Source organism: Polaribacter filamentus, from assembly GCF_002943715.1.
Lineage (GTDB): Bacteria > Bacteroidota > Bacteroidia > Flavobacteriales > Flavobacteriaceae > Polaribacter > Polaribacter filamentus.
In genome coordinates, this window is the sequence record NZ_MQUA01000013.1 from 1,048,796 (window position 1) to 1,074,774 (window position 25,979).

The window sequence follows — 25,979 nt, forward strand, 5'->3', positions numbered from 1 at the left end:
TATTATGTAAAATAGAATATTTCACACTCCAAATAGAACCAATCTTTGTTACTCCTTCAATTCATCTGAGGTATTCATTTAAGAAAATAAGATTTGTACTAAACATATTTCAAAACCAACACCCTACATACTTTGTGTATAATAATTATAATCCTTTAAAACAGTATCTATAAATTCTAAATCGCTTTTATGAATCGATTTGATATCTGTAACTTCTAATATTTTAGAACGAAGCTTAATAAGTGTTTTATAATCATTTTGTTTCGCGGCTGTTTTATACGTCTCTTTAATAATGCGCATGTCGTTATCAGATAATTTAATCACATTTGCATACGTTGGTATATAATTCTCTTTAATATCCTCTAAAATGGTTTCAGAGAATTTAACAGTATCTTTTAAATAAATAACAATAGTATTTGCAATGATATCTCCAAAACGTTGATTCTTATTCGTACATAAAATCAGAAAGAAACCCACCAATTTACCAAATAGAAAAAGAACAACTAACAAGGTATACTGGTCATTTAAACCCAAAGAAGCAACATACACAAACAATAATAGAAACAAGTTAAAATCTACAATTCTTAAAAACCAGCGCATGATATAATCTGTAATTGACGGTTTAAATCCATCTACATTGATTACTTTTAAATGTAACAAGCGCTTGCCTATGGTTTGTCCATCCATTAAAATTTCTGAGTACAAAGAATAAAACGTAATCGGAACTAAAAATAAGACTTCTACCGCTTTGATAGTCCAACCATCGCCGTTTAACGAGGAATCTAACATACTAAAACCAAACAATCTATTGGCAAAATACAAATAGGCAAATTTTACAAGGTAATCAATTACAAAAGCAAATAGCCTTTGAAATACTGTAGCCACTGTAAATTTTATATTTACATTTTGTGCCGTTTTTATTTGGAGTGTTTTCATGCAAGTGGTAAATTAGCCTTATATGAGAGAGGTCGCTTTTATAAAGCAAAATAAAGAAAAATGGCTTGAATTCGAACTAGGTTTTTCAAATAAAGAGAAAAAAAGTCCGGATGACGTTGCCAACCTGCATATTAAAATTATGAACGATTTGGTATATGCGCAAACATACTACCCTAAAAGCAAGGTTACTAGCTATTTAAATAAGTTAGCGAAAACTAGTTTTCATAAGATATATGACTCAAAAAGAAGTGATCAAAATGTGTTTGTAGCCTTCTTTTTAGATAAAGTGCCACTACTCTCTTACAAATACCGAAAATACTTTTACATTTCGTTTATTTTCTTTTTCATTTGTTTCTTTATAGGATTGCTTTCTACTTTTAATGACGAGTCTTTTGCACGTCAAATATTAGGGAATTCCTATGTAGACCAGACCTTAGAGAACATAGAAAGTGGCGATGCGATGGCTATTTACAAAAGTGGTAGCAACTGGGGCACCTTTATTGGTATTTATGACAACAACCAGAGAGTGGGCTTGAGTATGTTTTTATCAGGCTTATTTTTAGGCATCGGCACCGGTTTTTATGTTGTGTACAACGCCATTATGGTGGCAGTCTTTCAGGCTTTTTTTTATCAGTATAACAGTTTGTTTGATAGTTTAAAAGGCATTTGGATTCACGGAACCTACGAAATATTTGGGATGATTATTGAAGCCGCCGCAGGCTACATTATTGGGGCAAGTATTTTATTTCCTGGGACATTAAAGCGTTTTCAGTCTTTTAAAATCGGAATGAGAGATGCTTTTTATATTTTTATAAGTACGATTCCGTTTACAATTATAGCGGCTTTTTTAGAAGGATATATTACACGCTATTCCAATACAATGCCCACTATTTTTTGTTTTGCTATTATTATATTTAGTCTACTAACCATTAGTTACTATTATTTGGTGATGCCATTTGTAGTTGCTAAAAAACACGGATTGAGATAAATGAAAAAAGGTATCGCTTCCCTCCTTTTATTGATGAGTATTTTTGTGCATGCACAAGAAGATATCAATACTATTATCGAAGAAAAAGCAGCGACCATCGTTTATACTAAAAATACGAATATTAGTAAAGAAAAAGAATTTTCATCCAACTTAAAAGACAAATATTCAGACAAAGACTTCCAATACAAAGAGAATACTCCAGAGAAAAAAAGCAACTCCGCTCCTATTAATTTAGGGATTATAAACGCGTTGGTGTTCTTTATGAGTCAGATTTTTCCTTATGTATTAGCCGGAATTCTCATCTTTATCATCTTAAAACTAGTGTTAGGGTTTGATTTGCAATTTTGGAAAGCCAACCAAACATCCAAAAGAAAAAAAGAGAAATTAATTTATGAAGATGAAGACCTTGATGAAATAGATTTAGAAACTTTATTAAAGCAATCTATTGATCAAAAGGAATTTAGATTAGCGATTCGATATTATTATTTATCGTCTTTAAAAGGCTTATCAACCAAAAGAATCATTGACTATCATAAAGATAAAACAAATTCAGAATATCTTTTTGAGATAGAAAACAAGGCGTTAAAAAGTCAGTTTTCCTACCTTTCCTACATCTATACGTATGTATGGTATGGAGAATTCCCCTTGGATGAACAGCACTTTAAGGCGGCACAAAACAAGTATCAATCCTTTTTAAACGCCATTCTGTGAAAACTTCACTACACATACTAAAAGGAATGCTTTTTCTGGGGATAATTTTGCAGCTAACTTGTTGTAAAAAAACCAATTGGGATGAGAATTTTAGGGAAAAAGAGAAAAGCCCTTTCGGGACGTATATTGTTTATAATGAGGCGGATAAGCTTTTTAAAGAACAAGAAATTGTGTACTTAAAAGAGAACTTTTACGACTATATATATGACGCCAATGACAATGCTACAGACCAGTTATTTAATTATATATGTATAAAAAGTAATGCAAGTAAACTTACAGAGGATGGCGTAAACACCCTATTGTCTGAGGTTTGGGAAGGAAATAACGCCTTTTTGGCACTCAATTATTTTTCTGATGAGCTTAGAGAGCAGTTAGGATTTAAAACGAACAATTTAGACAAAGAGGTGTTTGGAGTTGAAAATTTAAAAGCGTTAAAAGGCGAATTCTATTTAGAGAATGCCTCTTTTGAAAATCAACCGTATACTTTTGATAGAAACATCCGCAGAAATTATGTGGTTACTTATAATGAAAATACAACCATTGTTTTAGGAACCACAAAGATTGATGGCGAGAAAGTGCCGAACTTTATCAAAGTCTATCACGGAAAAGGCGCTATTTATCTGCATACAAATCCAATAATTTTTACTAATTATTACCTATTAAAAGACAAAGAAAAGTATGTAGAGAATATATTTTCTTACCTGCCAGAAAACACCGTTTATTGGGATTCACAGATAAAAAGCAGTAAATATGCAGATGATTCAGACAAAGACAACACGTCGATCTTCAAGTTCTTTTTACAACATAAAACCTTAACTTGGTTTTTGTACGTTTCTTTTGGGGTGTTTTGTTATTTATGTTGTTCAATGCGCGCAGAAAACAACGCGCAATTCCCATTATCCATCCCTTAGAAAATACCACAGTAGCATTTACACAAACCATTGCTAGTTTGTATTTAAAAGAGGAGGATCACAAGAATGTAGCAGATAAAAAAATAGCCTTTTTCTTAGAAAAGGTAAGAACAAAATACTTGCTAAATACCAGCAATTTAAACAAGGAATTCATTCAGCATTTAGCTGCTAAATCAGGCAATGAAATCGAAAATACCAACTATTTAATAAATACAATTATCACTTTATATAAAAGGTCCGAATGTTCTAAGGAAGAACTACTTATCCTTCATAAAATGATTGAAAAATTCTTTAATAAACAAGCACATGGAAACACCAAATAACGAAACAAATACAGAGCACTTATCCTTTGAAAATAGAATAGATTTATCTGAATTACAAGAAAGTGTTTTTAAGATAAAACAGCAATTGCAAAAGGTAATTGTCGGGCAAACAGAAATGATGGATCTACTGTTAGTATCACTTCTTGCCAACGGTCATGTTTTAATTGAAGGCGTTCCTGGAGTGGCAAAAACCATCACAGCAAAACTACTTTCTAGAACTATAAATGTAGGTTTTAGTAGAATTCAGTTTACCCCAGATTTAATGCCTTCGGATATTTTAGGCACCTCTATTTTTAATGTACAAACTTCTCAGTTCGAGTTTAAACAAGGACCTATATTCTCTAGCATGATTCTAATTGATGAAATTAATAGAGCGCCTGCAAAAACACAAGCGGCTTTGTTTGAAGTAATGGAAGAAAAGCAAGTAACGATAGATGGTTTTACCTATACAATGGTGGAGCCTTTTATCGTTTTGGCAACTCAAAACCCCATAGAACAAGAAGGAACGTACAGATTGCCAGAAGCACAATTAGACCGTTTTCTGTTTAAAATAGTCGTTGATTACCCTACTGCGGATGAGGAACTTGAAATTATAATTAGAGAGCAAGCCTTGGAAAACACGACCAAAGACAGCAAGATAGAAACGGTACTTGATGGTTTTAAAATCATTGAATTCAGAGCGCTCGTAAAACAAATTAAGATTGAACAAAATTTATTAAAATACATTGCGAATATTGTTGTGAATACAAGGACGAATTCCTTTTTATATTTAGGTGCGTCGCCCAGAGCAAGTATTGCTATTTTATCGGCATCAAAAGCATTCGCAGCGATTGAAGGACGTGATTTTGTAACACCCGAAGACATTAAAAGAGCTACAATTCCGGTTTTACAACACAGGGTTATTGTAACCCCAGAAAGAGAAATGGAAGGTTTAACCAGTAAACAAATTATAGAACAAATTATTGAGGCTGTAGAGATTCCGAGATAAGCAAAAGTCATTGCGAGGAACGAAGCAATCCGTTTATTGTTTCGTTCTTATAAGCTAGAGATTGCTTCGTGCCTCTCAATGACAACAATAACACACTTACACAACAAACATTGAAAGACTTTTACAACACCTTATTTATAAACAATAGATTTTTCTATGCAATAGCGACCATAGCGATATTATTCATTGTGGGCTTCTTTGCGCCTATCTTTTTTGAGGTTTCAAAAGTCTTGTTATTGGTACTAACTGTTTTAACAATTGTGGATGTATTTTTACTATACAAAACTAAAAATGCCATACAGATTGAACGTAATTTGCCAGAAAGACTATCCAACGGTGATGAAAACAAGATCACTTTAGAACTTAAAAACAAGTATCCATTTGTAGCGCATTTGTCATTGATTGAGGAACTGCCGTATCAGTTTCAAAAAAGAGACTTTTTCTTTCACCAACAATTACAAACAAATCAAGAAAAAACCATTCATTATAATCTAACTCCAAAAGTAAGAGGTATCTATCTTTTTGGTAGCATTAATGTGTATGCCAGTTCTCCGTTACAATTAGCTACTAAAAAATATAGGCTGGGAGAAGAAAAAGCGCTAAAATGCTATCCTTCTTTTTTAAAGTTACGCGATTTTAATATCAAGGCATTTAACAATTCGACCATTTCTTACGGAACAAAAAAAGTAAGGCGAATTGGTCATTCTTTAGAGTTTGAACAAATTAAAGAATATGTTTCTGGGGATGATGTAAGAACTTTAAATTGGAAAGCATCCGCAAAACGGAATCATTTAATGGTGAATCAGTATGTGGAAGAAAAATCGCAATCTGTATACGCTATTATTGATAAAGGACGCGCGATGCAAATGCAATTTAATGGGTTGAGTTTGTTAGATTATGCCGTAAATGCAACGTTGGCAATTAGTAATATCATCCTAAGAAAACAAGACAAAGCGGGCATGCTGTCTTTCTCTACAAAACTAGAAGATTGGGTAGTTGCAGAACGAAGAAACTCACAAATGAGGCTGATATCAGAAGCTTTGCATACTATTAAAACAAACTTTTCAGAATCAGACTTCAGCACTTTATACGCAGTCGTTAAAAGAAAAATTACGCATAGAAGTTTACTGATCTTATTTACCAATTTTGAAACTATTGATGCTTTAAACAGACAGCTTCCTTATCTACGCGCATTGGCTAAAAATCATTTAGTATTGGTGGTCTTTTTTAAAAATACGGAATTGGATATTTTAACAAATGCAAAAGCAGAAACGATTCAAGAAGTATACGATAGTATTATTGCTGAAAAGTTTATGTATGAAAAGAAACAAATTGTATCCGAGCTAAAAAAATACGGAATTCAATCTGTATTAACAAAACCAGCCGATTTAACTGGCGATACGATTAACAAATATTTAGAATTAAAATCGAGAGGTCTTTTTTAAATATTTTTTTATATTTTAGCATTTATCAACAAAACAAAAAAAATGAATTGGTATTTAAAAGTATTAAAAGAGCACTATTTAGATTTTAGTGGAAGAGCAAGACGAAAAGAATATTGGATGTTTACTTTGGTGAATTTAATTATTTCCTGGTCTTTAGGATCATTAGATTTTATATTTGGAACAACTTTTTTTAGCCTTATTTCGGTAGTATACTCGCTTTTGGTATTTATTCCCAGTTTAGCAGTAGCAGTGAGAAGACTTCATGATGTAGGTAAAAGCGGATGGTATTATTTATTAATATTTATTCCTATCATAGGGTGGATTTGGTTGCTTGTTTTATTAGTTACAGAAGGAGAAAGCAATTCAAACAAGTGGGGAGAAAATCCTAAAGGAATTGGAAATGAAAGCATTATAAATCAAATTGGTCTTGAATAATTCTTGTGAATTTCATAAAGTTTTTAATATATTTTAAGAGTTTCAAACTCCTTTAGAGTTTAAATAAAGGTACTTTTGTACCGTGAAAATTAGACAAAAAACAGAGTTAGAATTTATTATCATCATGGCATCTTTAATGTCATTAGTAGCATTATCTATAGACGCTTTATTACCTGCAATTTCAGATATTAGCAAATCAATACACATCGTAGACCTTAAGAATAATCAGTTATTCATTACAATGATTTTTTTAGGATTAGGATTTGGACAACTAATTTCTGGTCCTTTGTCCGATAGTTTTGGCAGAAAACCAGTAATTTATGTCGGTTTCATTGTTTTTGCCCTCGCAAGTCTTATCTGTGTTTTTGCAAGCAGTCTAGAAATGATGATTGTTGGTCGACTTTTGCAAGGTATTGGTCTTTCTGCGCCAAGAACCATAAGTATCGCAATGGTTAGAGATCGTTTTAGTGGTAATTACATGGCAAAGGTGATGTCTTTTATTGTTGTAATTTTTATTCTTGTACCCGTTATTGCACCTGCATTGGGTAAATTGATGTTAGATGCGTACGGTTGGCGATCTATTTTTTACAGTCAATTAGTATTTGGTTTTTTTGTAATGATTTGGTTTTGGAAACGTCAACCAGAAACTTTAAAACCAGAAAATAAAAAGAAGTTTAAATTCTCGCTATTTATAGACGGGGCAAAAGAATTTATTAAACATAAAAATGCTGTGATTTTTACCTTATTTTCTGGTTTTATTACGGGTTCCTTTATGGTGTATTTAAGTGCTAGCCAAATAATATTTGAGCAACAGTATGATTTAAAAGAAGAGTTTCCATTTATTTTTTCAGGCTTAGCAATAAGCATTGGTTTGGCAACTTTTTTAAATGGAAATCTAGTAGTACGGCTTGGGATGTATAAATTGGTGTCAATTTTTACCGTTGTATTTACGATTGCTCCTTTTTTTTACATTTTACTTTTTTCTGGAGAAAGCAATCCTAGCATTTATATTTTACTTCTATTTTTTGGAATCCAATTCTTTTCTATTGGTTTTCTATTTGGAAATACAAGAGCGTTAGCCATGGAGTCGATTGGTCATATTGCCGGCGTTGGAGCCGCAATTAACGGTTTTGGTTCTACAATTATGGCGGTACCTATAGCTACATTTATAGGTAGTTTTATAAACGACAGGGCCTTACCTCTTTTTATTGGTTTTTTTGTCTGTGGATTTCTTTCTTTAACATTAATTGCATTTCTAAAATTTACGGAAAAGAAGAAAGTATAGTTTCAAAACCTGCATAATCTATTTTTAATAATTAATAAAAATGAACTTAAAGATAATTTTTGAAGATGAATATCTTCTTTGTGTAAACAAGCCTAATAACGTTTTAGTGCATCATGCTTTTCATTCTAGAAATGTTGCTGATGAAGATTCTCTTTTACAAATTATAGAGCACGATAAAGGTTTAAAAGTCTACCCTATTCATAGATTAGATAGAAAAACATCAGGAATTATTTTACTCGCAAAACAAAAGGAATTCGTTTCAAAGTTTCAAGAATTATTTACAAAAAGCGAAATTCAAAAAACCTATTACGGCATTGTCCGCGGATTTTCTCCAGACGAAAAAACAATAGATACTCCTGTTAAAGGACGTGATGCAAATGTTCACAAAGAAGCCTTAACTTATTTAAAAACCCTAGAGAAAGTAACATTAAATATTCCGGTAAAACCGTATGATTCTTCGCGTTATAGTTTGGTAGAATTATCGCCAAAAACAGGAAGAATGCATCAATTAAGAGTGCATACCAATAAAATAAGTCATCCTTTAATTGGCGACGCTAAGTATGGTGATAAAAATCACGACCTCATGTTTGAGGAGAATTTTGGTTGGAAAAATCTTTTTTTACATGCAGGGAAATTAGAGTTTACACATCCTTTTTCTTCAGAACAATTAATTTTAAAAGCTTCTTTTCCAAAAGACTGGACTGCTTCATTCGAAGCTTTTTCTTGGGAAAATCCATTGGATTAAAATACGATTACACAGAGATTCGTTCAGCAAAAAAAAAAGAGATTCACTGAGAAATTTTTAAAAAAACCTCCGTGAATCTCTATGTAAAATGCTGTGTATCTCTGCGTAATATCCGCTCTTATTATTGCTCTATAGACTGAGAATCAAATCCAATAAGTTCACCACTTTCAAATCTAGGCGACACTTCTATAGGATTGCAACAAACTTCGCAATCTTCAATATATGTTTGATGTCTAACGCTCGAATCTAATATCATTGAAATTTCTTCCCAACAATGAGGACACTGAAAAAAATGCTCTAACTCCACTTTTATTCTTCTATTACTTTTAAAACTAATTTTCCGTTTTTATCACCAGAAAATAATCTGTTATACGTTTCATGAAAGTTTTCAATTCCCTCGTAAATATCTTCTCTAGATTTTAGTTTGCCTTCTTTCATCCAAATTCCCATTTGTTTTGCAGCTTCACCAAAATTTTTGGTATAATCCATCACCACCATTCCTTGCATGGTAGAGCGTGTAACTAAAAGAGATAAATAATTACTTGGTCCATCAATTTTAGACTTGTTATTGTATTGAGAAATTGCGCCACAAATAACAACTCTTGCGTGCATTCTTAACTTGCTTAAAGCTGCGTCCAAAATTAAACCACCAACATTATCAAAAAACACATCAACTCCGTTTGGGCATTTTTTCTTTAAAGCAGTATAAATATTTTCTGATTTATAATCAATAGCATCATCAAAACCTAACTCGTTGATTAAATAATCGCACTTATCTTTTCCGCCTGCAATCCCGATTACGGTACAGCCTTTAATTTTTGCAATTTGTCCAACAACACTTCCAACTGCACCTGCAGCTCCAGAAACCAATACAATATCTCCTTCTTTAATTTTACCAACTTCTGTAATTCCGAAATAAGCAGTCATTCCGGGCATACCTAAAGTACCAATATACATTTGCATTGGCGCTAAACGTGTGTCTACTTTATACCAACCATCGCCGTTTGTAATGGCAAATTGTTGCACACCGCCCCAACTTGTAACACAATCTCCAATTTCGAATTTAGGATTTCCATTATTTTTAATTACTTTTCCAATAGAACCAGCTCTCATTACATCGTCAATGGCAACCGGAGGAATGTATGATTTTGAATCATTCATCCAACCACGCATTGCAGGATCTAAAGAAATATAATGCTGTTGCACCAAAATTTCTCCTTCTTGTAATTCAGGAACAGAATTATTTTCTAGTTGCCAAGTAGCTGCATCTGGAACACCAGAAGGACGTTTTTTAAATATGATTTGTTTGTTATTCATGTCTGCTATGTTTTTTTCTGTTGCTAAATATACTTAATAATTATGTAAATCTTGTATTGCTTTTGTTAAGTTTGATTTTCCTAGATATTGTTTTTCTAGATCAGGTTGAAAAGGAATTGGTGTCTCTAAGCTAGCTACCCTTTTAATAGGAGCATCTAAAAATTCAAAACAATTTTCATTGATTAAAGCAGATATGTCACTTGCAATTCCGCCAAACATAGAATCTTCTTGAACTATTAGTGCTTTTCCTGTTTTTTTAACGGATGCGTAAATCGTTTCAACATCCAAAGGTTGCAAAGTTCTTAAATCAATTACGTCCACAGCTATTTCTGATAAATTTTCTAAAGCATCTAAAACCCAATGAATTGCAGCTCCATAACTTATAATTGTTAACTGATTTCCTTCTTTTAAAAGTGCTGCTTTACCAATTTCTGTTGTAAAGTAACCTTCAGAAACTTCTTGATAAACAGATCTATACAATCCTTTATGTTCAAAAAATAACACCGGATTTGGGTCGTTAATAGCACTGATCATCAATCCTTTTGCATCTTGAGGAAATGCAGGATATATTACTTTTAAACCAGGTGTTTTTGTAAACCAAGCTTCATTTGTTTGACTGTGAAAAGGCCCAGCTCCTACTCCTGCTCCACAAGGCATTCGTATCACAACATCCGCAATTTGCGACCATCTATAATGAGATTTTGCCAGTAAATTTACAATCGGATTAAAACCTGTAGAAACAAAATCTGCAAACTGCATTTCTACAATCGATTTTATTCCGTTTACTGATAAACCATACGCAGCAGAAACAATGACAGATTCACAAATTGGTGTATTTCTAACTCTTTCTTTACCAAAAGCGTCTAAAAAACCATCTGTAATTTTAAAAGCGCCGCCATATTCTGCAATATCCTGACCCATAATTACCAAATCTTCATGTTTTTGCATCGCTTCTTTTAATCCTTCAGCAATCGCATCAACAAAACGAATATTCTTTTTTTGAGATGAAGGCTGCACTTCTTCATGTTCAAAAGATTTATAAACATCATTGAGTTCAGTTTCTAGGTTTGCAATAATTTTTTCTTCATCAAAAGCAATTTGAAGATGCTCGTTAATTTCATGAATAATTTCTTTTTTATAAGAAACTTCAATTTCTTCCGTAAGTATCTCTTTTTGTTTTAAAAACTCTTTATAATTTTCTAAAGGATCTTTTGCTGCCCAAAAATCCATTAAATCTTGAGGAACATATTTTGTACCGCTCGCTTCTTCATGTCCGCGCATTCTAAAAGTTTTAAACTCCAATAATATAGGCCTCGGATTTTGGCGAACACTTTTTGCTATTTCATTCACTTTTGTATATACTTCAAGAATATTGTTACCGTCTATAATATGACTTTCCATTCCGTAACCAATTCCTTTATCGGCAATATCCTTGCAATTAAATTGTTCGGATGTTGGCGTTGACAGGCCGTAACCATTATTTTCAACACAAAATAACACAGGTAAACTCCAAACAGAAGCTACATTTAATGCTTCATGAAAATCACCTTCACTTGTGCCGCCTTCACCTGTAAAAACAGCACAAATTTTGTTGTTGTTCTTCAGTTTATTGGCAAGTGCAATTCCGTCTGCAATGCCCAATTGCGGACCTAAATGCGAAATCATTCCTACAATATTATATTCTTGGGTTCCAAAATGAAAACTTCGTTCTCTGCCTTTTGTAAAGCCATTCATTTTTCCTTGCCATTGAGAAAATAATCGATACAAAGGAATTTCTCTCGAAGTAAAAACGCCTAGATTTCTATGCATTGGCAAAATATATTCGTCATTTTCTAGCGCGGCTGTTACACCTATAGAAATTGCCTCTTGTCCAATACCAGAAAACCATTTAGAAATTTTTCCTTGACGCAATAGAATGAGCATTTTTTCTTCAATTAACCGCGGTTTTAGCATTTTCTTATACAAACTAAGGAACAGTGCCTTATCGAGCTCGTACTTTATATTATAATCAATTAAAGGGTTCATAAATTATATATTTCATAATTTAGAACAAACATACAGATTAAGAATATGATTCCATAAAAAAATCCTTATCATTTTTAATGATAAGGATTTTTTAAAAAAGTTATAAAATATGCGTTTATAAATCAGCAAAAATTGCGTGCATCATTCTTTTTTTATCGTTGATACTCTCTTCTAAAGCAATCATCGTTTCTGTTCTATTTACACCAGGAATATCATCAATTCTATAAATAATATCCTTAGCATCATTGGTCCCTCTTGCTCTTACTTTACAGAAAATATTATATTTACCGGCAGTAACATAGGCAACTGTGACATTTTCTATTTTTCTTAAATTTTCTATCACAGATTGTGTCAAAGAGGTTTTTTCTAAGAAAACTCCTACATGCGCTATAAAAGAATAGCCCATTTTTTCGTAGTTTAAGGTCAATGTAGAACCTTGAATAATTCCTTCATCCTCCATTTTTTTAACACGAACATGAATAGTTCCTGCAGACACTAATAACTGTTTCGCAATATCCGTAAAAGGAGTTCTTGCATTCTCTATTAAAACGTCTAAGATTTGATGATCAATTTCATCTAAGGTAAATTTTTTCATTTTTGTGTATTATTCAATTAATAATACAAATTTATGAATTTAATTTAATTAAATTCAAAATAATATAAGAAATATTTAATTATTAACACTCTCGAAAACGATTTCGTGGTGTCCAAATTTCATTTTTAAGTCATTTTCATCTACTTTCTGTAATTTTGAAAGTAATTTTCCATTTTTAATTTCGTCTTTATATTGAAACGCAACCTCTTTTTTGGCGTCTGAAAAACGATGAATAACGTCATAAAAGATTTTATCATTATTAGGTATGTTAAAATAAGGCCCATAAGCATCAAAATTTACTGCTGTTGCAATATGATGTAATCCTTGCAAGATTGAATAAAACGTATATTCTCTAGAAGCTTCTCTATTATAATCATCAGGATAATGACCAGATTCAATTAAAATAGTATTATACCCTAATTTTTGGAAATTATCTCCAGTAGCCGTCGGATAAAATTCATCCGTATATCTGCCTATAAAATTAGGAATAATGGTTTGCAACAATGAATTCATAGCAACAATAACGTTCATTGTTTGCTTTCTACCATTTGTTAATGTTCTAGTTTCATCTTCTGATGGTGCTAAAAAAGAAATAGTTGCTGGGTTTTTGGTGCCTTCTACTCCGAAAATAGTTCTTTGATCGTGTAAATTAAAGCAAAACTGCGGATCAAATTCCTCTAAAAAGTTTCTTAAAAGATTGCTTTCCTTAGCAACTCTATCAACGGCATCTCTATTTAAATCGATGTTATTTGCATTGACTCTGGTATACACTTGAGATCCATCGGGATTTAACATCGGAATAAAAACAAGTGTACATTCTTTTAAAATTGTTTTAAACTCTTGTTCGTTACAATTAGAAAAGCAATTAAAAATATCAAACAAAGCTTTTGTGCCAGTACTTTCATTTCCGTGCATTTGCGACCACAATAGAATTCTCTTTTTTCCTGATCCTATTTTTAACTTATAGATAGTTCTTTGTTGTTCAGAAAGACCTAGTTGCGTAATTTCAAATACTTCTTGATGTTTTAAAAATAGCTTTTCGATATTCTTGAAAGTAATCCATTTACCAAAAAGGCTAGTTTCTTTTTGGTTTTTAAAAATTTTCTTTAGTACTACTAATGATAAAATTTGCACGGGTTTATCCTGTTTAGAAATGCAAATTTACAACTTTGAAAATAAGTTACCAATTACAATATTACAATTGTAAATTATATCAATATTACAATTGTAAATTTGATTGTTATAGATTTTATTTACTTTTGTAAACCGAAACCGTTTCTAAAACATTGTAAACAACAGGCAAACACTTTAGGTGAATTTATATCAATTTATAATGCCTATAAAATTCTATTTATTAGTATATTATACATATTAATTAAAGTATAGGTTTATCTCTAAAGCACCTATTTATGAACAATCTATTTAATCCATTTTGCTGTTTACAAAGTTTAATTTACATTTGTAATACAATAAGAGGTTACAATGATAAACAGTTTAGAATTTACAACTAGGATTAAAAAAGTGATGGATCTTCATGATTTAACGGCTTCTTTATTCGCAGATAGAATAGGCGTTCAGCGTTCAAGCATCTCTCATATTTTGTCTGGAAGGAACAAACCAAGTTTGGATTTTATTTTAAAAATAACCTCAGAGTTTAAGGATGTAGATATTCATTGGTTGCTAAACGGAAAAGGTTTTTTCCCTAAAAATGAAGAAACTGATAACCTAACTGCTTCTTCAACTTTATTTGCAGACACCTCAAATGATGGAAAACGAATTCAAAGAATTGTTGTTTTTTATACGGATGGAACTTTCGAGGAATATCAAAAATAGTTAGATGAAGAAAGTTTGAAGTTTAGTGATAAACGAAATAAAAATGAAGTTTCCGTTTTGGCAAAGAACTTATTTAAATAGCATATTTTAGTACTTATGAATAAAATTGATATTCGAACCGTAAATGTTACTCAATACTTACAACCTCTTAGAGAAGGCGGTTCTTTACCGGCCATCGTAAAAGCGGATGACGGGTTTTTATATGTGCTAAAATTTAGAGGTGCCGGACAAGGTAAGAAAGCCTTGATATCAGAATTTATTGGTGGCGAACTGGCAAGAGCCATGAATTTAAAGGTTCCGGAGCTCGTCTTTATGAATCTTGATGATTCTTTTAGCAAAACAGAACCTGATGAAGAAATTCAGGATTTGCTAAAATTCAGTGTTGGCTTAAACTTGGGTTTGCATTTTTTATCCAGTGCCATCACCTACGATCCTTTGGTTTCCGATATTGATTCTTTAACTGCTTCGAAAGTGGTACTTTTAGATAGTTTGATTAGCAATATTGACAGAACCGCTAAAAACACCAATTTACTAAATTGGAACAAAGAACTTTGGATTATTGACAATGGTGCAAGCTTGTACTTTCATCACAATTGGGAAACTTGGGAAAACCATTTAACAAGAACCTTCCCGCTGATAAAAGACCATGTGCTTTTATCGAAAGCAACTTCTTTAAAAGAAGCTTCATTAGAAATAAAACAACTCATAAATGCGGATGTAATAAATGAAATTATTGCGAATATTCCGGAAGATTGGTTATTGAGTGAAGGTGATTTTTTAAATCCCAATGAAATGAGAGCTGCCTATATTTCTTTTTTAAACACCAAATTGTTACTGATAGATAAATTAGTTAAAGAAGCCGCAGATGCAAGATAAAGTTACCTTTGAGTATGCAATCATAAGACTTGTGCCAAAAGTAGAACGCGAAGAATTCTTTAATATCGGCGTAATTCTATTTTCGAAACGTAAAAAGTTCTTGGATATTAAATTTGAAATCAACCCAAATAAATTAAAAGCTTTTGCATCAGAAATTGAATTGGAGCGTTTAAGCCAGTATTTAAATGCTTGGAAATTGATTTGCGACGGAACAGCTGCTGCTGGTAAAATTGGCGAATTAGAAATATCAGACAGATTTAGATGGCTTGCAGCTTGCAGAAGCACTATTATTCAGAGTTCTAAAACGCATTCTGGATTGTGTGAAAGTCCTGAAAAAGAATTGCATGGTATTTTTGAAAAGTATGTTTTGTGAAGAAGATGCTTTTCATTAAAAAAGTTGGTTTGATTTAGTTAACTTTCTGAGTGAAAATCACAAATTTTACAACCTAATTTCATTACAAATTATAAGGGTTTAATTGCTGAGATTGTTTCTCCGAAAAGCTTTAAAAAAAACAGTTAAATATTTATAATTATCAGGTGAGAAATCACTTTTTTTGTCCTATGAACTTTTATTTAAAAAAATATATAAAACCTCATTTTGGACAAGTGTTGCTGGATTGTTTGTTTTACATTTTGGATTTTCGCAAACAATTTTAGTTCAGCAAATTATTGATAGTTTTACTTTGTTGCAATTACCCTTGGCTTGTTCTAAAATGAAAACCATTACTAATTAATAAGATATTCTTGGTGTAATAAAATAAAAAAATAAGGGCACTCTAAACTTTCAAAAATCCTTTTATCAAATCACTTTCTAAGGTTATTTTAGGAACTTTAAAGTCGAAATACTTGTGTAAAGGAATCTCAAATCCTTTGTAGTTCAAATAATTATTTAAGGCAGTATTTAAGCCTTCACTATATAGGTGATGCTCTGCTCCTGTTGGATCTTCGTGGTACAAATCATTCTCTGCAAAACCTTTAAATTCTGGTCCTGTAATCTTAATTTGAAATTCATCAGGATTTTTACCAACCGGACTATGACTTGTGCATGCAAACTGATGCCAAAAAGCAGATTGGATGCAATTACTTTGAAATAACTGACGAACAACTTCCAAAGAATCGATGGTTTCTTGTGCTGTTTCTGTTGGAAAACCAAACATTAAATAAGCATGAACCATAATGTTTTCATCAGAAAAAGCTTTGGTTACTCTAGCTACTTGTGCAATATCAACTCCTTTTTTCATTTTCTCCAGCAATCTATCCGAAGCAACTTCTAAACCACCAGTAACAGCAATACATCCAGATTTAGATAATAAAGAACACAATTCAGCCGTAAAGGTTTTTTCGAAACGAATATTCGTCCACCAAGTAATATACACCTTTCGTTCTATTAATTTGTTAGCCAAAGCTCTTAGCATTTTTGGTGGCGCAGCTTCATCCACAAAATGAAAACCTGTAATATCCGTTTCTGATATTATTTTTTCAACTTTATTCACCAAATCATCTGCGGTCGTATTTTCATAATTGCTGATGTAATCTAAATTAACATCACAAAAAGAACATTTTTTCCAATAACAGCCGTGAGAAATAGTGAGCTTATTCCATTTTCCGTCAGACCACATTCTGTGCATCGGATTCATCACATCCAAAAAAGACAAATACTTATCTGTTGGCAAACCAATATAACTTGGTGCTGGTAAATTTTTATGATGAAAAATGGTGTTTGGAAATTTATTAGCATATAGCACTTTGTTATCTCTGCAGATATAAGTTCTCTCTAAAGACTCCTCACCTATTTTACCATCTAAAAACTCCGTTATTTTTAACAACGGACCTTCTCCATCATCCAAAGTAATAAAATCGACAAAATTAAAAATTCTTGGATCTGATAAACGTCTAAGTTCTGTATTGCAATAGCCACCGCCCATTGCTATTTTAAGCGTAGGATATTGTTTTTTAATGAACTGCGCACATCGCAAAGCAGCAAATAAATTGCCAGGAAACGGAACTGTAAAACAGATTAAATCATATTTATCTTGCTTAATTTTCTCATCCAACAAGTACAACATTTCATCTTCTACCAAGGTGGTTTCATATTGCAAATAGTCATCAATGGTATCAAAACTAGAGGCTGCTCTTGCCAGCTGTTCTGCATAGCGCGTAAAAGAGAAAAACTCATCGACGTTAGCATTTATAAAATCGCCCAATTCTTCTACAAACAGCGTTGCGATGTGTTTTGCTTTGTCTAAAATCCCTAATTTTCCAAACTCGGTTGTTAAATCTTTATTTAATTTTATGCGTCGATGGCCATGAGGTAAATAATCTTTATGTACAATTTGATACGCGGCGGTAACCTCTTGAACACGTAAATAATTCATGACAGAATCTACTTTATTGATGTATTCTTCCTTTTGATTCCAAACCAAAGGCAACTCTTTATTGCCTAGCATTGCTGCTTGTTTAAAAATTGCGTCGATAAACTCTTTGGTAAAAACAGCCGTAAATAACTCGATACTTAAATCCATTTGAGTTGTTTGTACACCTTTAGAATCTAAAAAACCTTTGATGTATGGAGTGGCAGGATAGGCTGTATTTAATTGTGTAAAAGGAGGCGTTATTAAAAGCGTGTTTATAGACATAAAAATAAATAAAGTGTAAAGATACTATCTGAATTATGAAAAGTGAGTAAAAATTTGGTTGGTTTTTGTTGTTAACTTGAAAAAGTGTTTGGTATTCAAAAGATTCTTTGAAAAAAAAAGGTTTTCCCTGATTTACTTTCTCAATGAAAAATCCTAGCTGGACTAAAAACAACTATAAGTTACTCTTACTAAGCTTTATTTATTTTTATGTGTGATTATTATCGATTTAAAAAGCCATTTAATCTTAGACAACAACAAATTACATCAATGTGACTATATAAGATAAAAATTACTTTTTGGGTTTTAGAAATATTTTACTTTTTTATTAATCAACTCAAGGAATTCTATTTCATTACCATAGTTTAACAAGTTAAAATCAAACGTATCGTCTTCTACATATCTAATAAACTCTTCTACTCGATGCGCTGGAATATTAAAATTCTGAATCAAGAAATTAGAACCCAAATAGTGTCTAACAAATTTTGCTGGAACTTCTGGCATTCCTAGTGCTTCTTTATTATTTACTTTAGATCTAAAAAGCGGAATCAATAGCTGATCTACTAGGTTTACAATATTTAATCCATCAGTAATTGTTTGAGTTTCTGACGGAATTACTTTTTTTCTAACTTGATTTCTGGAATCGCTAATGTTTTTATAGCTATCATCATTTTTTATACTAAAATAAATAGCATCAAGCTTTTGGTTAAAGGTATTTACCTTATTAAGATCTGTCGAAAGATTACCACTAAGCTTTTTTGTTGTTATTACAATTATCTCGTCTAATTTATTAATTTCTTCAATTAAAAAAATGTGTATCTTCTTTGATTCTAGTATAGATTCATTAATCTTAACATCAAAGTTTTGATACTCTAAACCTCTAATTTCTAACAAGTCATTTAAAGCCACTGCAATTATAAACTCCCCATTTTCATTTGTAACGGTACCAATACTTGATGCCGGATTATAAATTGCTATACCTCCGATATCATTGCCTTCAACAATAACTTTTCCATTAACATTTTCACGCTTGGTATCTTGAGAGAAAGCAACAAAGTTTGTGAGTAGTAAAAGAAATACTAATAGTTTTTTCATGTAGAAATTTTATTTTGTTAAAAATAATCGATTTGACTTAAACTTGAAAATTTATGACTGTAAACTTTTATAATAAAGAGTTATTTAAATTGACAATTGATAAAGAAGAAATGAGACTGATCCATAATTTTAAGTTTAGGAATTGAATTCAGAGCTAATTATTGGAAGTGTTTATTTCTGTAAATTATTTAAAAAACAGACATTTTTTTTTTAGGAAAACCTTGATTTAAAAAAGGGTTTTTTCTTTGTGGATTTTCTAAATGTAAAAACCGAACTTCGCTCAAAGCCTATTTTTTATTTCAGTTACTACTAATGTCTGCAAACAGTATGTAAAAGACTCAATTGTTAAAAACGAAGTATATTTATGATTTTAGGATTAAACAGAAGTGATTACAACTATAAATACCTATTCATTGTTTAGAAAGTCACCAACAAAATAATGTCTTTCTAAACCTGCTTTATGCCGGTTCAGAAAGACATTATGAATTATATTATTTGTAAAACTTTTTAAAATGATATCGATATAACTAAGTAAAACCTATAATAATCTCGCCATAGCAGTTTTAATAATATCTATATTTCTTTCTCTGTTTGGTTTGTTCGCTTTCTGTTGCTCCTTGATCATATCTCGCATTAAATTAATGACCACTTTATCAAAATTAAAGCCTTTATACTGATTTCCTTTTTCAATCATATCATCCACTAGATTTTGAATGGCCTCAGAATTGTTGGTCTCAGAAATTTGTTTAAATGCTTTTTGAAACAATACTTTTGTTGCGTCATCGCCGGTTAAATACATTCCAGACAACACACTTTTTGCTACAAACGGTAATTCTGATTCGTCATTTTCTTCAATAAAAATTCTTGTTAACGGGGTTGCCAAAATTTTACGAACTTCATCTGGTAATTGTTTAGATTTAGCAATTGCAGACGGTTTATCAACATAATACAAAGAAACTAAGGATTTACCCAACACCGAATACGATTTGCTTTGCAATCCTTTTTCAAAAATTGGTTTTAATGCAGGGTCTGTTAATTTACCTAACGTATTAATTGCTTCAGCTTGCACCAATGTTTTTGAATCCGTATTGGCAATATCCATAATTTTTTGAATCACATCTTTCTTAGAGAACTTATTGATTAAATCGATTTGTTGCAAAGCTAAAATTCTGATTTTATAAGAGGTATCGTCCAAAGCGTAAACTACAGCGTTGAAAGCGTCTTTATCCTCTTGTTTTTTGGCGATAATTAAGAAAGCTTCTCGTCTATGCGCATAATTATCAGCATATTTTAACTGAAAAATATAATCGCTTAAAACTTTGTTTTCATTTATTTCGCAAACCAAAGATCTATCTGCATTTACCTGAATTAAATTTGGTTGTTTTGTATACGGAAACGTAAACGAAGCATCTCTTGCATCCACAAAAACAGTATGTCTCGTTCTTTTTGTTCCTTCGAAAACATCAATAACAAAAGGGAATTTAAAAGCAGCTGTTTGTAATTGAACCACATTTACAGTCACCGTTTTACGTAAGGTATTGTAATCGTAAGAAATTTCAATATTTGGATGTCCAGCTCCAAAATACCATTGATTAAAAAACCAATTCAAGTCTTTGCCTGTTAAGCTTTCAAAGATCAATCTTAACTGATCTACCTCTGCAGCTTGGTATTTGTAGATATTTAAATACTGTTTTAATCCCAAGAAAAAAGCTTCATCACCTAAATACGTGCGCAACATGTGCAAAATAGCGCCACCTTTATTGTAGCTAACCAAATCGAACATATCTTCTTTATCGTCATAGGTATAACGCACCAAATCCTTACTGTCACTTTGTCCGTTCAAATAGGCATCTACGTTCTCAAATAAATGCATTTCCGCATTTATTTTTCCGTATTTATATTCTCTCCATAAATACTCGCTATAATTGGCAAAAGATTCGTTTAACGTTAAATTAGACCAACTTTCTGCGGTTACCAAATCGCCAAACCAATGATGAAAAAGTTCGTGTGCAATCGTATTCTCTTGCACGTTTTCATCAATTAATTGTCCCGGTTTTTGATAGGCTTGTTCGCCATGCATTACAGCTGTTGTATTTTCCATTGCGCCAGAAACATAATCTCTACCAACAATCTGACTGTATTTATTCCAAGGATATTCTACACCTAATTTCTCAGAAAAGAACCCCATCATTTCAGGCGTTAATCCGAAAATATCTTTTGCATACGGCGCAAATTCTTTTTCTACATAATAATTTACAGGAATATTTTTGTAGGAATCTTTAATGATTTCATATTCACCAATTCCCATAAAAAACAAATACGGTGCATGTTTTTGATCAAATTTCCAGTAATCTGTTCTGTTATTTCCCTTTTTTGTTTGACTGATAAGTGCCCCGTTAGAAAGTGTTACAAACTTATCCGGAACGGTCATATAAATTTCTTGAGATGTTTTTTGATTTGGAGCATCAATTGTTGGAAACCAACAGCTACTTGCTTCGGTTTCTCCTTGCGTCCAGATTTGAGTCGGTTTGTTTTTTTCTGATCCATCTGCATTTATAAAATACAATCCTTTGGCGCTTGTAATTGCAACACTTCCCTTTTGATATACCTTTTCTGGTTGTGCTGTATATTTTATATATATAGTAAATTCTTCTTCTCTTTGATAGGTTTTTGGTAAGCTAATAATCAAATTTAAACCATCTTCATAGGTGTATTTTAAAGCAGTGTTATTCATTGAAACTTGATGAATTAGCATTGCTTTTGCATCTAAAGTGATAAAATTTGTGCTGTAGAAATGTGGTTTTGCAGTAATCCAAGCTTCACCATTCATCGTTTTGTTTTCAAAATTAAAATCGACATTTAATTTTGTATGCACTAAATCGTGAATTTTTTCTCTTTCTGATTGATACACTTTACTTTGCGCTTGAGACAATAAACTTATCAATACAAAACAAAAAACTACTATTTTCTGATATTTCATAAAACGTTCTATAAAAACTCAAAAATAAGAAATCTGATGACAGTAGCTGTTAATTAGCCGTTAAAATAAGCACGCAGTTAGAAGTTACTGTTTTCTTTAAAAAAAAAAGAAAGTTGGAAGTTAAAGAGTTCAACTCTCTACTTCCAACTTGTAAATTTCTTTTAAAAAAGTATTATTTTCCGGTAAAAATACTACCTAAATTTTTTAAATTATCTCCATCCATTTTTATGCTATTCAGCATTTCAATTACTTTTGCAGGATTCATATTCTCGCCTAATAATCTTGCTACTCCTACGCCTAAATCTTTGCTATACATAAAAGCAATCACTTCATCTAAAGACTCTGTATTACCTGTGTAATAAACGCTTACATTCATACCTTTTGCTTTTACGGCTCCTAAGCTCTTATACTCTTTATTTGTGAAAATATTTTTCAGAGTAGTTTTTTCTGCTTCATAAGCAACGGTGTTATCTGCTGTTTTTTGTAAAAAAGCAACATTAATTTTTTTGATACTTTTCATTGTTTCTTTTACTTCATCAGAAACAGCTGCTTTCGCCGTAATTAAAGAACCTACAGGTAAATCTCCTGTAAAAAAACCTTCTTTTCCGCTAGTATCTACTAAGTAACTTTGTAATGATTTTTCGTTTTTACAAGAACTCACAAATAGTACTAAAAAGACGAAAGAAAATAGTGTGGTTATTTTTTTCATTTTGTATGTTTTAATTAATGGAAAGTCAGGTTTGTAATCACCTGACTTTCTAATCTTGGTTTTATTTTTTGTTACCCTCTTTTACAAAAGTGTCTGCTAATTCAGACATTTTGTTAATGTCTATATTGCCGGTTAAAGAAACAATCACCGCTTCGGATGCTTGGTTTGTTTTCTTACTCAAACCTTTAATAAACATTAAAACTTCACTTACATAATCTTTGTTTTTTGTTGATTTTACATAGATCTTAATGCGAGAATCATCTTGTTTGATACGCATTAATTGTGTTAAGTTTTGTGTTTTTATTGCGGTATTAACCATCCTTTCCATTTTGTCTGCAACCGATGCATTATCAGTAGAAAACATTTTAAATTCTTTTAATTCTTGAATCATTTTAAAGACTTTCATGCCTTCATTGTCATCAATTTTTACATTTTTAAATTTAGAGATTAACTCAAAAGCGTCTTTGGTAACAACTACCATATCAACCCCTTCTGTGTCTTCTAAAGTATCAAAAAAAGACTGTGCATTCGTTACTAGTGGCGCAACTATTAATGCTATTAATACTATTATTTTTTTCATAATTTCTGTGCTTACTTGGTTTTACTATTCTTTACTTGGTTTTATTTTAATATTTTATTTACAGTGTTTTCATAAGTATATAAAGTTGCCACTGCTTGTTCTCCTTTTTTTAGGTTTTGAGAAAGCAATCTTAATCCTTTACTTATTTGTTCAAATTGTTTTAATGCTTGGTATCTTTCATATTCTTGTTTACCAATAAACACACTAAACAATAGCACTATTGATGCTGCTACAGATAACCATTTGTAGTTTCTTCTTTTAGATTTCTGAGGTTCTAACGCAATGGTTTTTGTGTAGGTTTCATCTTTTACAGTAGCAAAATAAGTAAACATATACGCATACTCTTGCAAATGTGGTGCAACAGAACCTTCTGTGAAATAGTTTTTCAAGGTTGTTTCTTCTTGCAAAGTAGTTTCTGCATTTAAATATTTTTCTACTAATTTTTCTATGTTAGCTAACTCCATAGTTGTGTTTTTTAGTTAATTCTTCTCTTATTGTTTTTCTTGCTCTAGATAATGCAACCCTTACTGCGGTAGGTTTCATATCTACCATTTTACAGATTTCATCAAAATCATATTCTTCTACATCTCTAAGTTGAATAATAATTTTTTGTTGTTCTGGCAATTTTTCTATCAATAAATGTACTTGGTTTACACTATCTTGATATTCCAATTGTTTGTCTAAAGGTGTATCTTTTTCTTTATAATTATTGTGTACTAATGTTAAATTACCTGCTTGTTTGCTTTTTAAACGATCATAACAATAATTCTTTGTCATGGTCATTGCAAATGCTTCAACATTATTATAATCAGCTATTTTGTCCTTACTTTTCCACAATTTAAAAAACAACTCTTGAGTAGCATCTTCAGCTTCTTCTGTAGAAACTAATAATCTTTTTGCTAATCTAAAGACCTTATCTTTAAAAGGTAAAACAACTCTAAGGAAGTCTGATTGGTTCATTTTTTTTATCTGTTTGTCTGCTATTTTTTCATCTCTTATAGCAGGTGTACATAATGAAGACGATGCATAAATTATTTTGTTACAACGATATTTTAAAAAAATACTAAATATGTTTAAATTGCGTTAAATTTACTACAAATAATATTTACTTACATGAGGAGTTTTTTAAAAATTATTTACCTATCAATATTCATTACAATTTTTGCAAGCTGCTCTAAAGAATATGAAGTACCTCAAGATTTGGTTGTACACGATTTTGTTTGGAAAGGTTTAAACGCTTACTATTTGTACCAACATGAAATAACTGATTTAGCCGATACCCGCTTTAATTCTGATCAACAATTAAACACTTATTTGAGTACTTTTCCGGATTATAATTCGTTGTTTTCAAGTTTATTAATTTCTTCCGATGTAAAATCAAGTTTAACTGAAGATTACAACACGATACATACTAGCGAGTTAAGAACTGCTTTTGCAAATGGGTTGGAATTCGGAATTATAGCAGAACCAAATAATACAGAAAATGTTTTAGGGTATGTAACTCATATTTTACCAAATTCTGATGCAGCAAACAAAAACATTACAAGAGGTGAATTTTTTCACGCAGTTGAAGGAATACAACTTACAAAAACAAATTATCTTGATTTACTGGTAAACGGATCAGATAATTTCACCTTACAAATGGCAAGTTTTAACGGAACAGCAAGTATTCCAAATGCTAAAATAGTACCCTTAGAAAAACAAAACTACTACTATACTCCTACTTTTTTAGAGAAAATAATTACTAAGGGTTCAGATAAAATTGGATATGTAGCTTACAATAATGATTTTTCTTCTAGTTATATGAATGATTTAAATAATACTTTTTTAAGTCTTAAAAATCAAAATGTTACCGAATTAATTATCGATTTAAGATACAATATTGGCGGTGGAAGTTTTGTTAAAAGTATCTCACAAATTGCTGCTATGATTTCTGGTCAATTCACAGATGAAGTTTTAATAAAAGAAGAATGGAATTCAAAAGCACAACCTTGGTTTTTAGCAAATCAACCAGATTCCTTATTGACTAAATTTCCAGATAACTTAAATGCAACTACACCAATTAATGGTTTAAATTTAAAGGACGTATATATCATTTTAAACGGAACTAATTTTTCGGGTTCATCAGCGGTTGAGTTATTAATAAACAGTTTAAAACCTTATATAAATGTGCATATAATAGGTAACAAAACAGCTGGGAATAATACGGGTTCTATTTCTTTATACCATTCAATTGATTATGATTTTCCTTTAAGAAATACGACACATACAGTTGCTTTACAACCTATCGTGCTAAGTTTTTTAAATAAAAACGATCAAACCTACAGCAACGGATTTGAGCCAAACATTATATTGTGTCAAAATGAAGATTTGTTAAATTTAGGCGTTTTAGGAGAAGCATCAGATCCTATTTTAAATCGAGTTTTAACTTATATTTCAACAGGAAGCTCGGGTGCAAATTCAATTTGTAATCCTAGTAATTTCGAGTACTTATTCAACAGTATCAGTCGTCAGAGAGAAATTGACAAAGGCATTTTTATTAATCAAAATTTACCTAATACCCTTTAAG

At 31.4% G+C, this 25,979-nt stretch carries 26 protein-coding genes; 13 read left to right on the top strand and 13 right to left on the bottom strand.

Going from position 1 to position 25,979, the window contains the following annotated elements; translation table 11 throughout:
* Positions 1 to 123: 123 nt before the first annotated feature.
* Complete coding sequence (locus tag BST83_RS06905) at positions 124 to 936, bottom strand: RDD family protein (protein ID WP_104809149.1); 813 nt, start codon at positions 934 to 936, stop codon at positions 124 to 126.
* A 22-nt stretch (positions 937 to 958) separates the two neighbouring features.
* On the opposite strand from BST83_RS06905, the gene BST83_RS06910 reads away from it, so the two are divergent.
* The 9 genes from BST83_RS06910 (at position 959) to BST83_RS06945 (ending at position 8,767) form a co-directional block, all read left to right on the top strand.
* On the top strand, positions 959 to 1,924 hold the full coding sequence (locus BST83_RS06910; RefSeq protein WP_104809150.1) for a stage II sporulation protein M: 966 nt from the start codon (positions 959 to 961) through the stop codon (positions 1,922 to 1,924).
* Positions 1,925 to 2,635, top strand: a complete 711-nt coding sequence (locus tag BST83_RS06915) for a DUF4129 domain-containing protein (protein ID WP_104809151.1) — start codon at positions 1,925 to 1,927, stop codon at positions 2,633 to 2,635.
* The gene (locus BST83_RS06920) at positions 2,632 to 3,546 is read left to right on the top strand and encodes a DUF4350 domain-containing protein (protein ID WP_240614682.1); all 915 of its coding nucleotides are present in this window, start codon (positions 2,632 to 2,634) and stop codon (positions 3,544 to 3,546) included. The genes BST83_RS06915 and BST83_RS06920 overlap by 4 nt, the downstream gene beginning before the upstream one ends.
* Positions 3,547 to 3,584: 38 nt before the next feature.
* Positions 3,585 to 3,869, top strand: a complete 285-nt coding sequence (locus BST83_RS20585) for a DUF4350 family protein (RefSeq protein WP_240614683.1) — start codon at positions 3,585 to 3,587, stop codon at positions 3,867 to 3,869.
* Entirely contained in the window at positions 3,853 to 4,857 is a 1,005-nt protein-coding gene (locus BST83_RS06925) for an AAA family ATPase (protein WP_104809152.1), read from the top strand. Before BST83_RS20585 ends, BST83_RS06925 begins: the two co-directional genes overlap by 17 nt.
* 110 nt (positions 4,858 to 4,967) lie before the next feature.
* On the top strand, positions 4,968 to 6,302 hold the full coding sequence (locus BST83_RS06930; RefSeq protein ID WP_205853565.1) for a DUF58 domain-containing protein: 1,335 nt from the start codon (positions 4,968 to 4,970) through the stop codon (positions 6,300 to 6,302).
* Between the two features lie 42 nt (positions 6,303 to 6,344).
* On the top strand, positions 6,345 to 6,737 hold the full coding sequence (locus BST83_RS06935; protein ID WP_104809154.1) for a DUF805 domain-containing protein: 393 nt from the start codon (positions 6,345 to 6,347) through the stop codon (positions 6,735 to 6,737).
* A gap of 82 nt (positions 6,738 to 6,819) precedes the next feature.
* Positions 6,820 to 8,022 carry a multidrug effflux MFS transporter gene (locus BST83_RS06940; RefSeq protein ID WP_104809155.1) on the top strand — a complete coding sequence of 401 codons (1,203 nt, stop codon included), beginning with the start codon at positions 6,820 to 6,822 and terminating at the stop codon, positions 8,020 to 8,022.
* A 40-nt stretch (positions 8,023 to 8,062) separates the two neighbouring features.
* Complete coding sequence (locus tag BST83_RS06945; RefSeq protein ID WP_104809156.1) at positions 8,063 to 8,767, top strand: pseudouridine synthase; 705 nt, start codon at positions 8,063 to 8,065, stop codon at positions 8,765 to 8,767.
* A 121-nt stretch (positions 8,768 to 8,888) separates the two neighbouring features.
* Here BST83_RS06945 and BST83_RS06950 read toward each other — a convergent pair whose 3' ends face one another.
* The 5 genes from BST83_RS06950 to BST83_RS06970 all read right to left on the bottom strand — a co-directional run bounded on the left by BST83_RS06950 (position 8,889) and on the right by BST83_RS06970 (position 13,838).
* Positions 8,889 to 9,074: a CPXCG motif-containing cysteine-rich protein gene (locus tag BST83_RS06950; protein ID WP_240614684.1), complete on the bottom strand. Its 186-nt coding sequence runs from the start codon at positions 9,072 to 9,074 to the stop codon at positions 8,889 to 8,891.
* Positions 9,075 to 9,076: 2 nt separating this feature from the next.
* Entirely contained in the window at positions 9,077 to 10,084 is a 1,008-nt protein-coding gene (locus tag BST83_RS06955) for an NADP-dependent oxidoreductase (protein ID WP_104809157.1), read from the bottom strand.
* A 33-nt stretch (positions 10,085 to 10,117) separates the two neighbouring features.
* Entirely contained in the window at positions 10,118 to 12,109 is a 1,992-nt protein-coding gene (locus BST83_RS06960; protein ID WP_104809158.1) for an alpha-ketoacid dehydrogenase subunit alpha/beta, read from the bottom strand.
* Positions 12,110 to 12,224: 115 nt separating this feature from the next.
* Positions 12,225 to 12,704, bottom strand: a complete 480-nt coding sequence (locus BST83_RS06965) for an Lrp/AsnC family transcriptional regulator (protein ID WP_104809159.1) — start codon at positions 12,702 to 12,704, stop codon at positions 12,225 to 12,227.
* A gap of 75 nt (positions 12,705 to 12,779) precedes the next feature.
* Positions 12,780 to 13,838, bottom strand: coding sequence for a M14 family zinc carboxypeptidase (locus BST83_RS06970; protein WP_104809160.1), 1,059 nt, complete (start codon positions 13,836 to 13,838; stop codon positions 12,780 to 12,782).
* A gap of 348 nt (positions 13,839 to 14,186) precedes the next feature.
* Between BST83_RS06970 and BST83_RS06975 the strand changes: the two genes are divergently transcribed.
* From BST83_RS06975 to BST83_RS06985, 3 genes are all read left to right on the top strand, one after another.
* Complete coding sequence (locus tag BST83_RS06975; RefSeq protein WP_104809161.1) at positions 14,187 to 14,537, top strand: helix-turn-helix domain-containing protein; 351 nt, start codon at positions 14,187 to 14,189, stop codon at positions 14,535 to 14,537.
* Between the two features lie 96 nt (positions 14,538 to 14,633).
* Complete coding sequence (locus tag BST83_RS06980) at positions 14,634 to 15,413, top strand: HipA family kinase (protein ID WP_104809162.1); 780 nt, start codon at positions 14,634 to 14,636, stop codon at positions 15,411 to 15,413.
* A complete protein-coding gene (locus BST83_RS06985; RefSeq protein WP_104809163.1) occupies positions 15,403 to 15,786 on the top strand; it encodes a DUF3037 domain-containing protein in 384 nt (127 codons plus the stop codon). Before BST83_RS06980 ends, BST83_RS06985 begins: the two co-directional genes overlap by 11 nt.
* 403 nt (positions 15,787 to 16,189) lie before the next feature.
* Here BST83_RS06985 and BST83_RS06995 read toward each other — a convergent pair whose 3' ends face one another.
* The 7 genes from BST83_RS06995 to BST83_RS07025 all read right to left on the bottom strand — a co-directional run bounded on the left by BST83_RS06995 (position 16,190) and on the right by BST83_RS07025 (position 24,370).
* A complete protein-coding gene (locus BST83_RS06995; RefSeq protein ID WP_104809165.1) occupies positions 16,190 to 18,049 on the bottom strand; it encodes a B12-binding domain-containing radical SAM protein in 1,860 nt (619 codons plus the stop codon).
* Between the two features lie 303 nt (positions 18,050 to 18,352).
* A complete protein-coding gene (locus BST83_RS07000) occupies positions 18,353 to 19,141 on the bottom strand; it encodes a carboxypeptidase-like regulatory domain-containing protein (protein WP_104809166.1) in 789 nt (262 codons plus the stop codon).
* Positions 19,142 to 19,679: 538 nt separating this feature from the next.
* Complete coding sequence (locus tag BST83_RS07005; RefSeq protein ID WP_104809167.1) at positions 19,680 to 22,121, bottom strand: M1 family metallopeptidase; 2,442 nt, start codon at positions 22,119 to 22,121, stop codon at positions 19,680 to 19,682.
* A gap of 172 nt (positions 22,122 to 22,293) precedes the next feature.
* Positions 22,294 to 22,830: a GFO_1091 family lipoprotein gene (locus tag BST83_RS07010; RefSeq protein WP_104809168.1), complete on the bottom strand. Its 537-nt coding sequence runs from the start codon at positions 22,828 to 22,830 to the stop codon at positions 22,294 to 22,296.
* A 61-nt stretch (positions 22,831 to 22,891) separates the two neighbouring features.
* Positions 22,892 to 23,410 (bottom strand): GFO_1090 family protein, encoded by a 519-nt coding sequence (locus BST83_RS07015; RefSeq protein WP_104809169.1) that lies wholly within the window; start codon positions 23,408 to 23,410, stop codon positions 22,892 to 22,894.
* Positions 23,411 to 23,451: 41 nt separating this feature from the next.
* Entirely contained in the window at positions 23,452 to 23,874 is a 423-nt protein-coding gene (locus tag BST83_RS07020) for a PG0215 family putative anti-sigma factor (protein ID WP_104809170.1), read from the bottom strand.
* The gene (locus BST83_RS07025) at positions 23,861 to 24,370 is read right to left on the bottom strand and encodes a GFO_1088 family ECF-type sigma factor (protein ID WP_104809171.1); all 510 of its coding nucleotides are present in this window, start codon (positions 24,368 to 24,370) and stop codon (positions 23,861 to 23,863) included. Before BST83_RS07025 ends, BST83_RS07020 begins: the two co-directional genes overlap by 14 nt.
* A 153-nt stretch (positions 24,371 to 24,523) precedes the next feature.
* On the opposite strand from BST83_RS07025, the gene BST83_RS07030 reads away from it, so the two are divergent.
* The gene (locus tag BST83_RS07030; RefSeq protein ID WP_104809172.1) at positions 24,524 to 25,978 is read left to right on the top strand and encodes a S41 family peptidase; all 1,455 of its coding nucleotides are present in this window, start codon (positions 24,524 to 24,526) and stop codon (positions 25,976 to 25,978) included.
* Position 25,979: the final 1 nt, after the last annotated feature.

Coding starts and splice junctions, on each gene's coding strand:
- BST83_RS06905 (WP_104809149.1), bottom strand. CDS start 936: ATGAAAACACTCCAAATAAAAACGGCACAAAATGTAAATATAAAATTT.
- BST83_RS06910 (WP_104809150.1), top strand. CDS start 959: ATGAGAGAGGTCGCTTTTATAAAGCAAAATAAAGAAAAATGGCTTGAA.
- BST83_RS06915 (WP_104809151.1), top strand. CDS start 1,925: ATGAAAAAAGGTATCGCTTCCCTCCTTTTATTGATGAGTATTTTTGTG.
- BST83_RS06925 (WP_104809152.1), top strand. CDS start 3,853: ATGGAAACACCAAATAACGAAACAAATACAGAGCACTTATCCTTTGAA.
- BST83_RS06935 (WP_104809154.1), top strand. CDS start 6,345: ATGAATTGGTATTTAAAAGTATTAAAAGAGCACTATTTAGATTTTAGT.
- BST83_RS06945 (WP_104809156.1), top strand. CDS start 8,063: ATGAACTTAAAGATAATTTTTGAAGATGAATATCTTCTTTGTGTAAAC.
- BST83_RS06955 (WP_104809157.1), bottom strand. CDS start 10,084: ATGAATAACAAACAAATCATATTTAAAAAACGTCCTTCTGGTGTTCCA.
- BST83_RS06960 (WP_104809158.1), bottom strand. CDS start 12,109: ATGAACCCTTTAATTGATTATAATATAAAGTACGAGCTCGATAAGGCA.
- BST83_RS06965 (WP_104809159.1), bottom strand. CDS start 12,704: ATGAAAAAATTTACCTTAGATGAAATTGATCATCAAATCTTAGACGTT.
- BST83_RS06975 (WP_104809161.1), top strand. CDS start 14,187: ATGATAAACAGTTTAGAATTTACAACTAGGATTAAAAAAGTGATGGAT.
- BST83_RS06980 (WP_104809162.1), top strand. CDS start 14,634: ATGAATAAAATTGATATTCGAACCGTAAATGTTACTCAATACTTACAA.
- BST83_RS06985 (WP_104809163.1), top strand. CDS start 15,403: ATGCAAGATAAAGTTACCTTTGAGTATGCAATCATAAGACTTGTGCCA.
- BST83_RS06995 (WP_104809165.1), bottom strand. CDS start 18,049: ATGTCTATAAACACGCTTTTAATAACGCCTCCTTTTACACAATTAAAT.
- BST83_RS07000 (WP_104809166.1), bottom strand. CDS start 19,141: ATGAAAAAACTATTAGTATTTCTTTTACTACTCACAAACTTTGTTGCT.
- BST83_RS07005 (WP_104809167.1), bottom strand. CDS start 22,121: ATGAAATATCAGAAAATAGTAGTTTTTTGTTTTGTATTGATAAGTTTA.
- BST83_RS07010 (WP_104809168.1), bottom strand. CDS start 22,830: ATGAAAAAAATAACCACACTATTTTCTTTCGTCTTTTTAGTACTATTT.
- BST83_RS07015 (WP_104809169.1), bottom strand. CDS start 23,410: ATGAAAAAAATAATAGTATTAATAGCATTAATAGTTGCGCCACTAGTA.
- BST83_RS07020 (WP_104809170.1), bottom strand. CDS start 23,874: ATGGAGTTAGCTAACATAGAAAAATTAGTAGAAAAATATTTAAATGCA.
- BST83_RS07025 (WP_104809171.1), bottom strand. CDS start 24,370: ATGAACCAATCAGACTTCCTTAGAGTTGTTTTACCTTTTAAAGATAAG.
- BST83_RS07030 (WP_104809172.1), top strand. CDS start 24,524: ATGAGGAGTTTTTTAAAAATTATTTACCTATCAATATTCATTACAATT.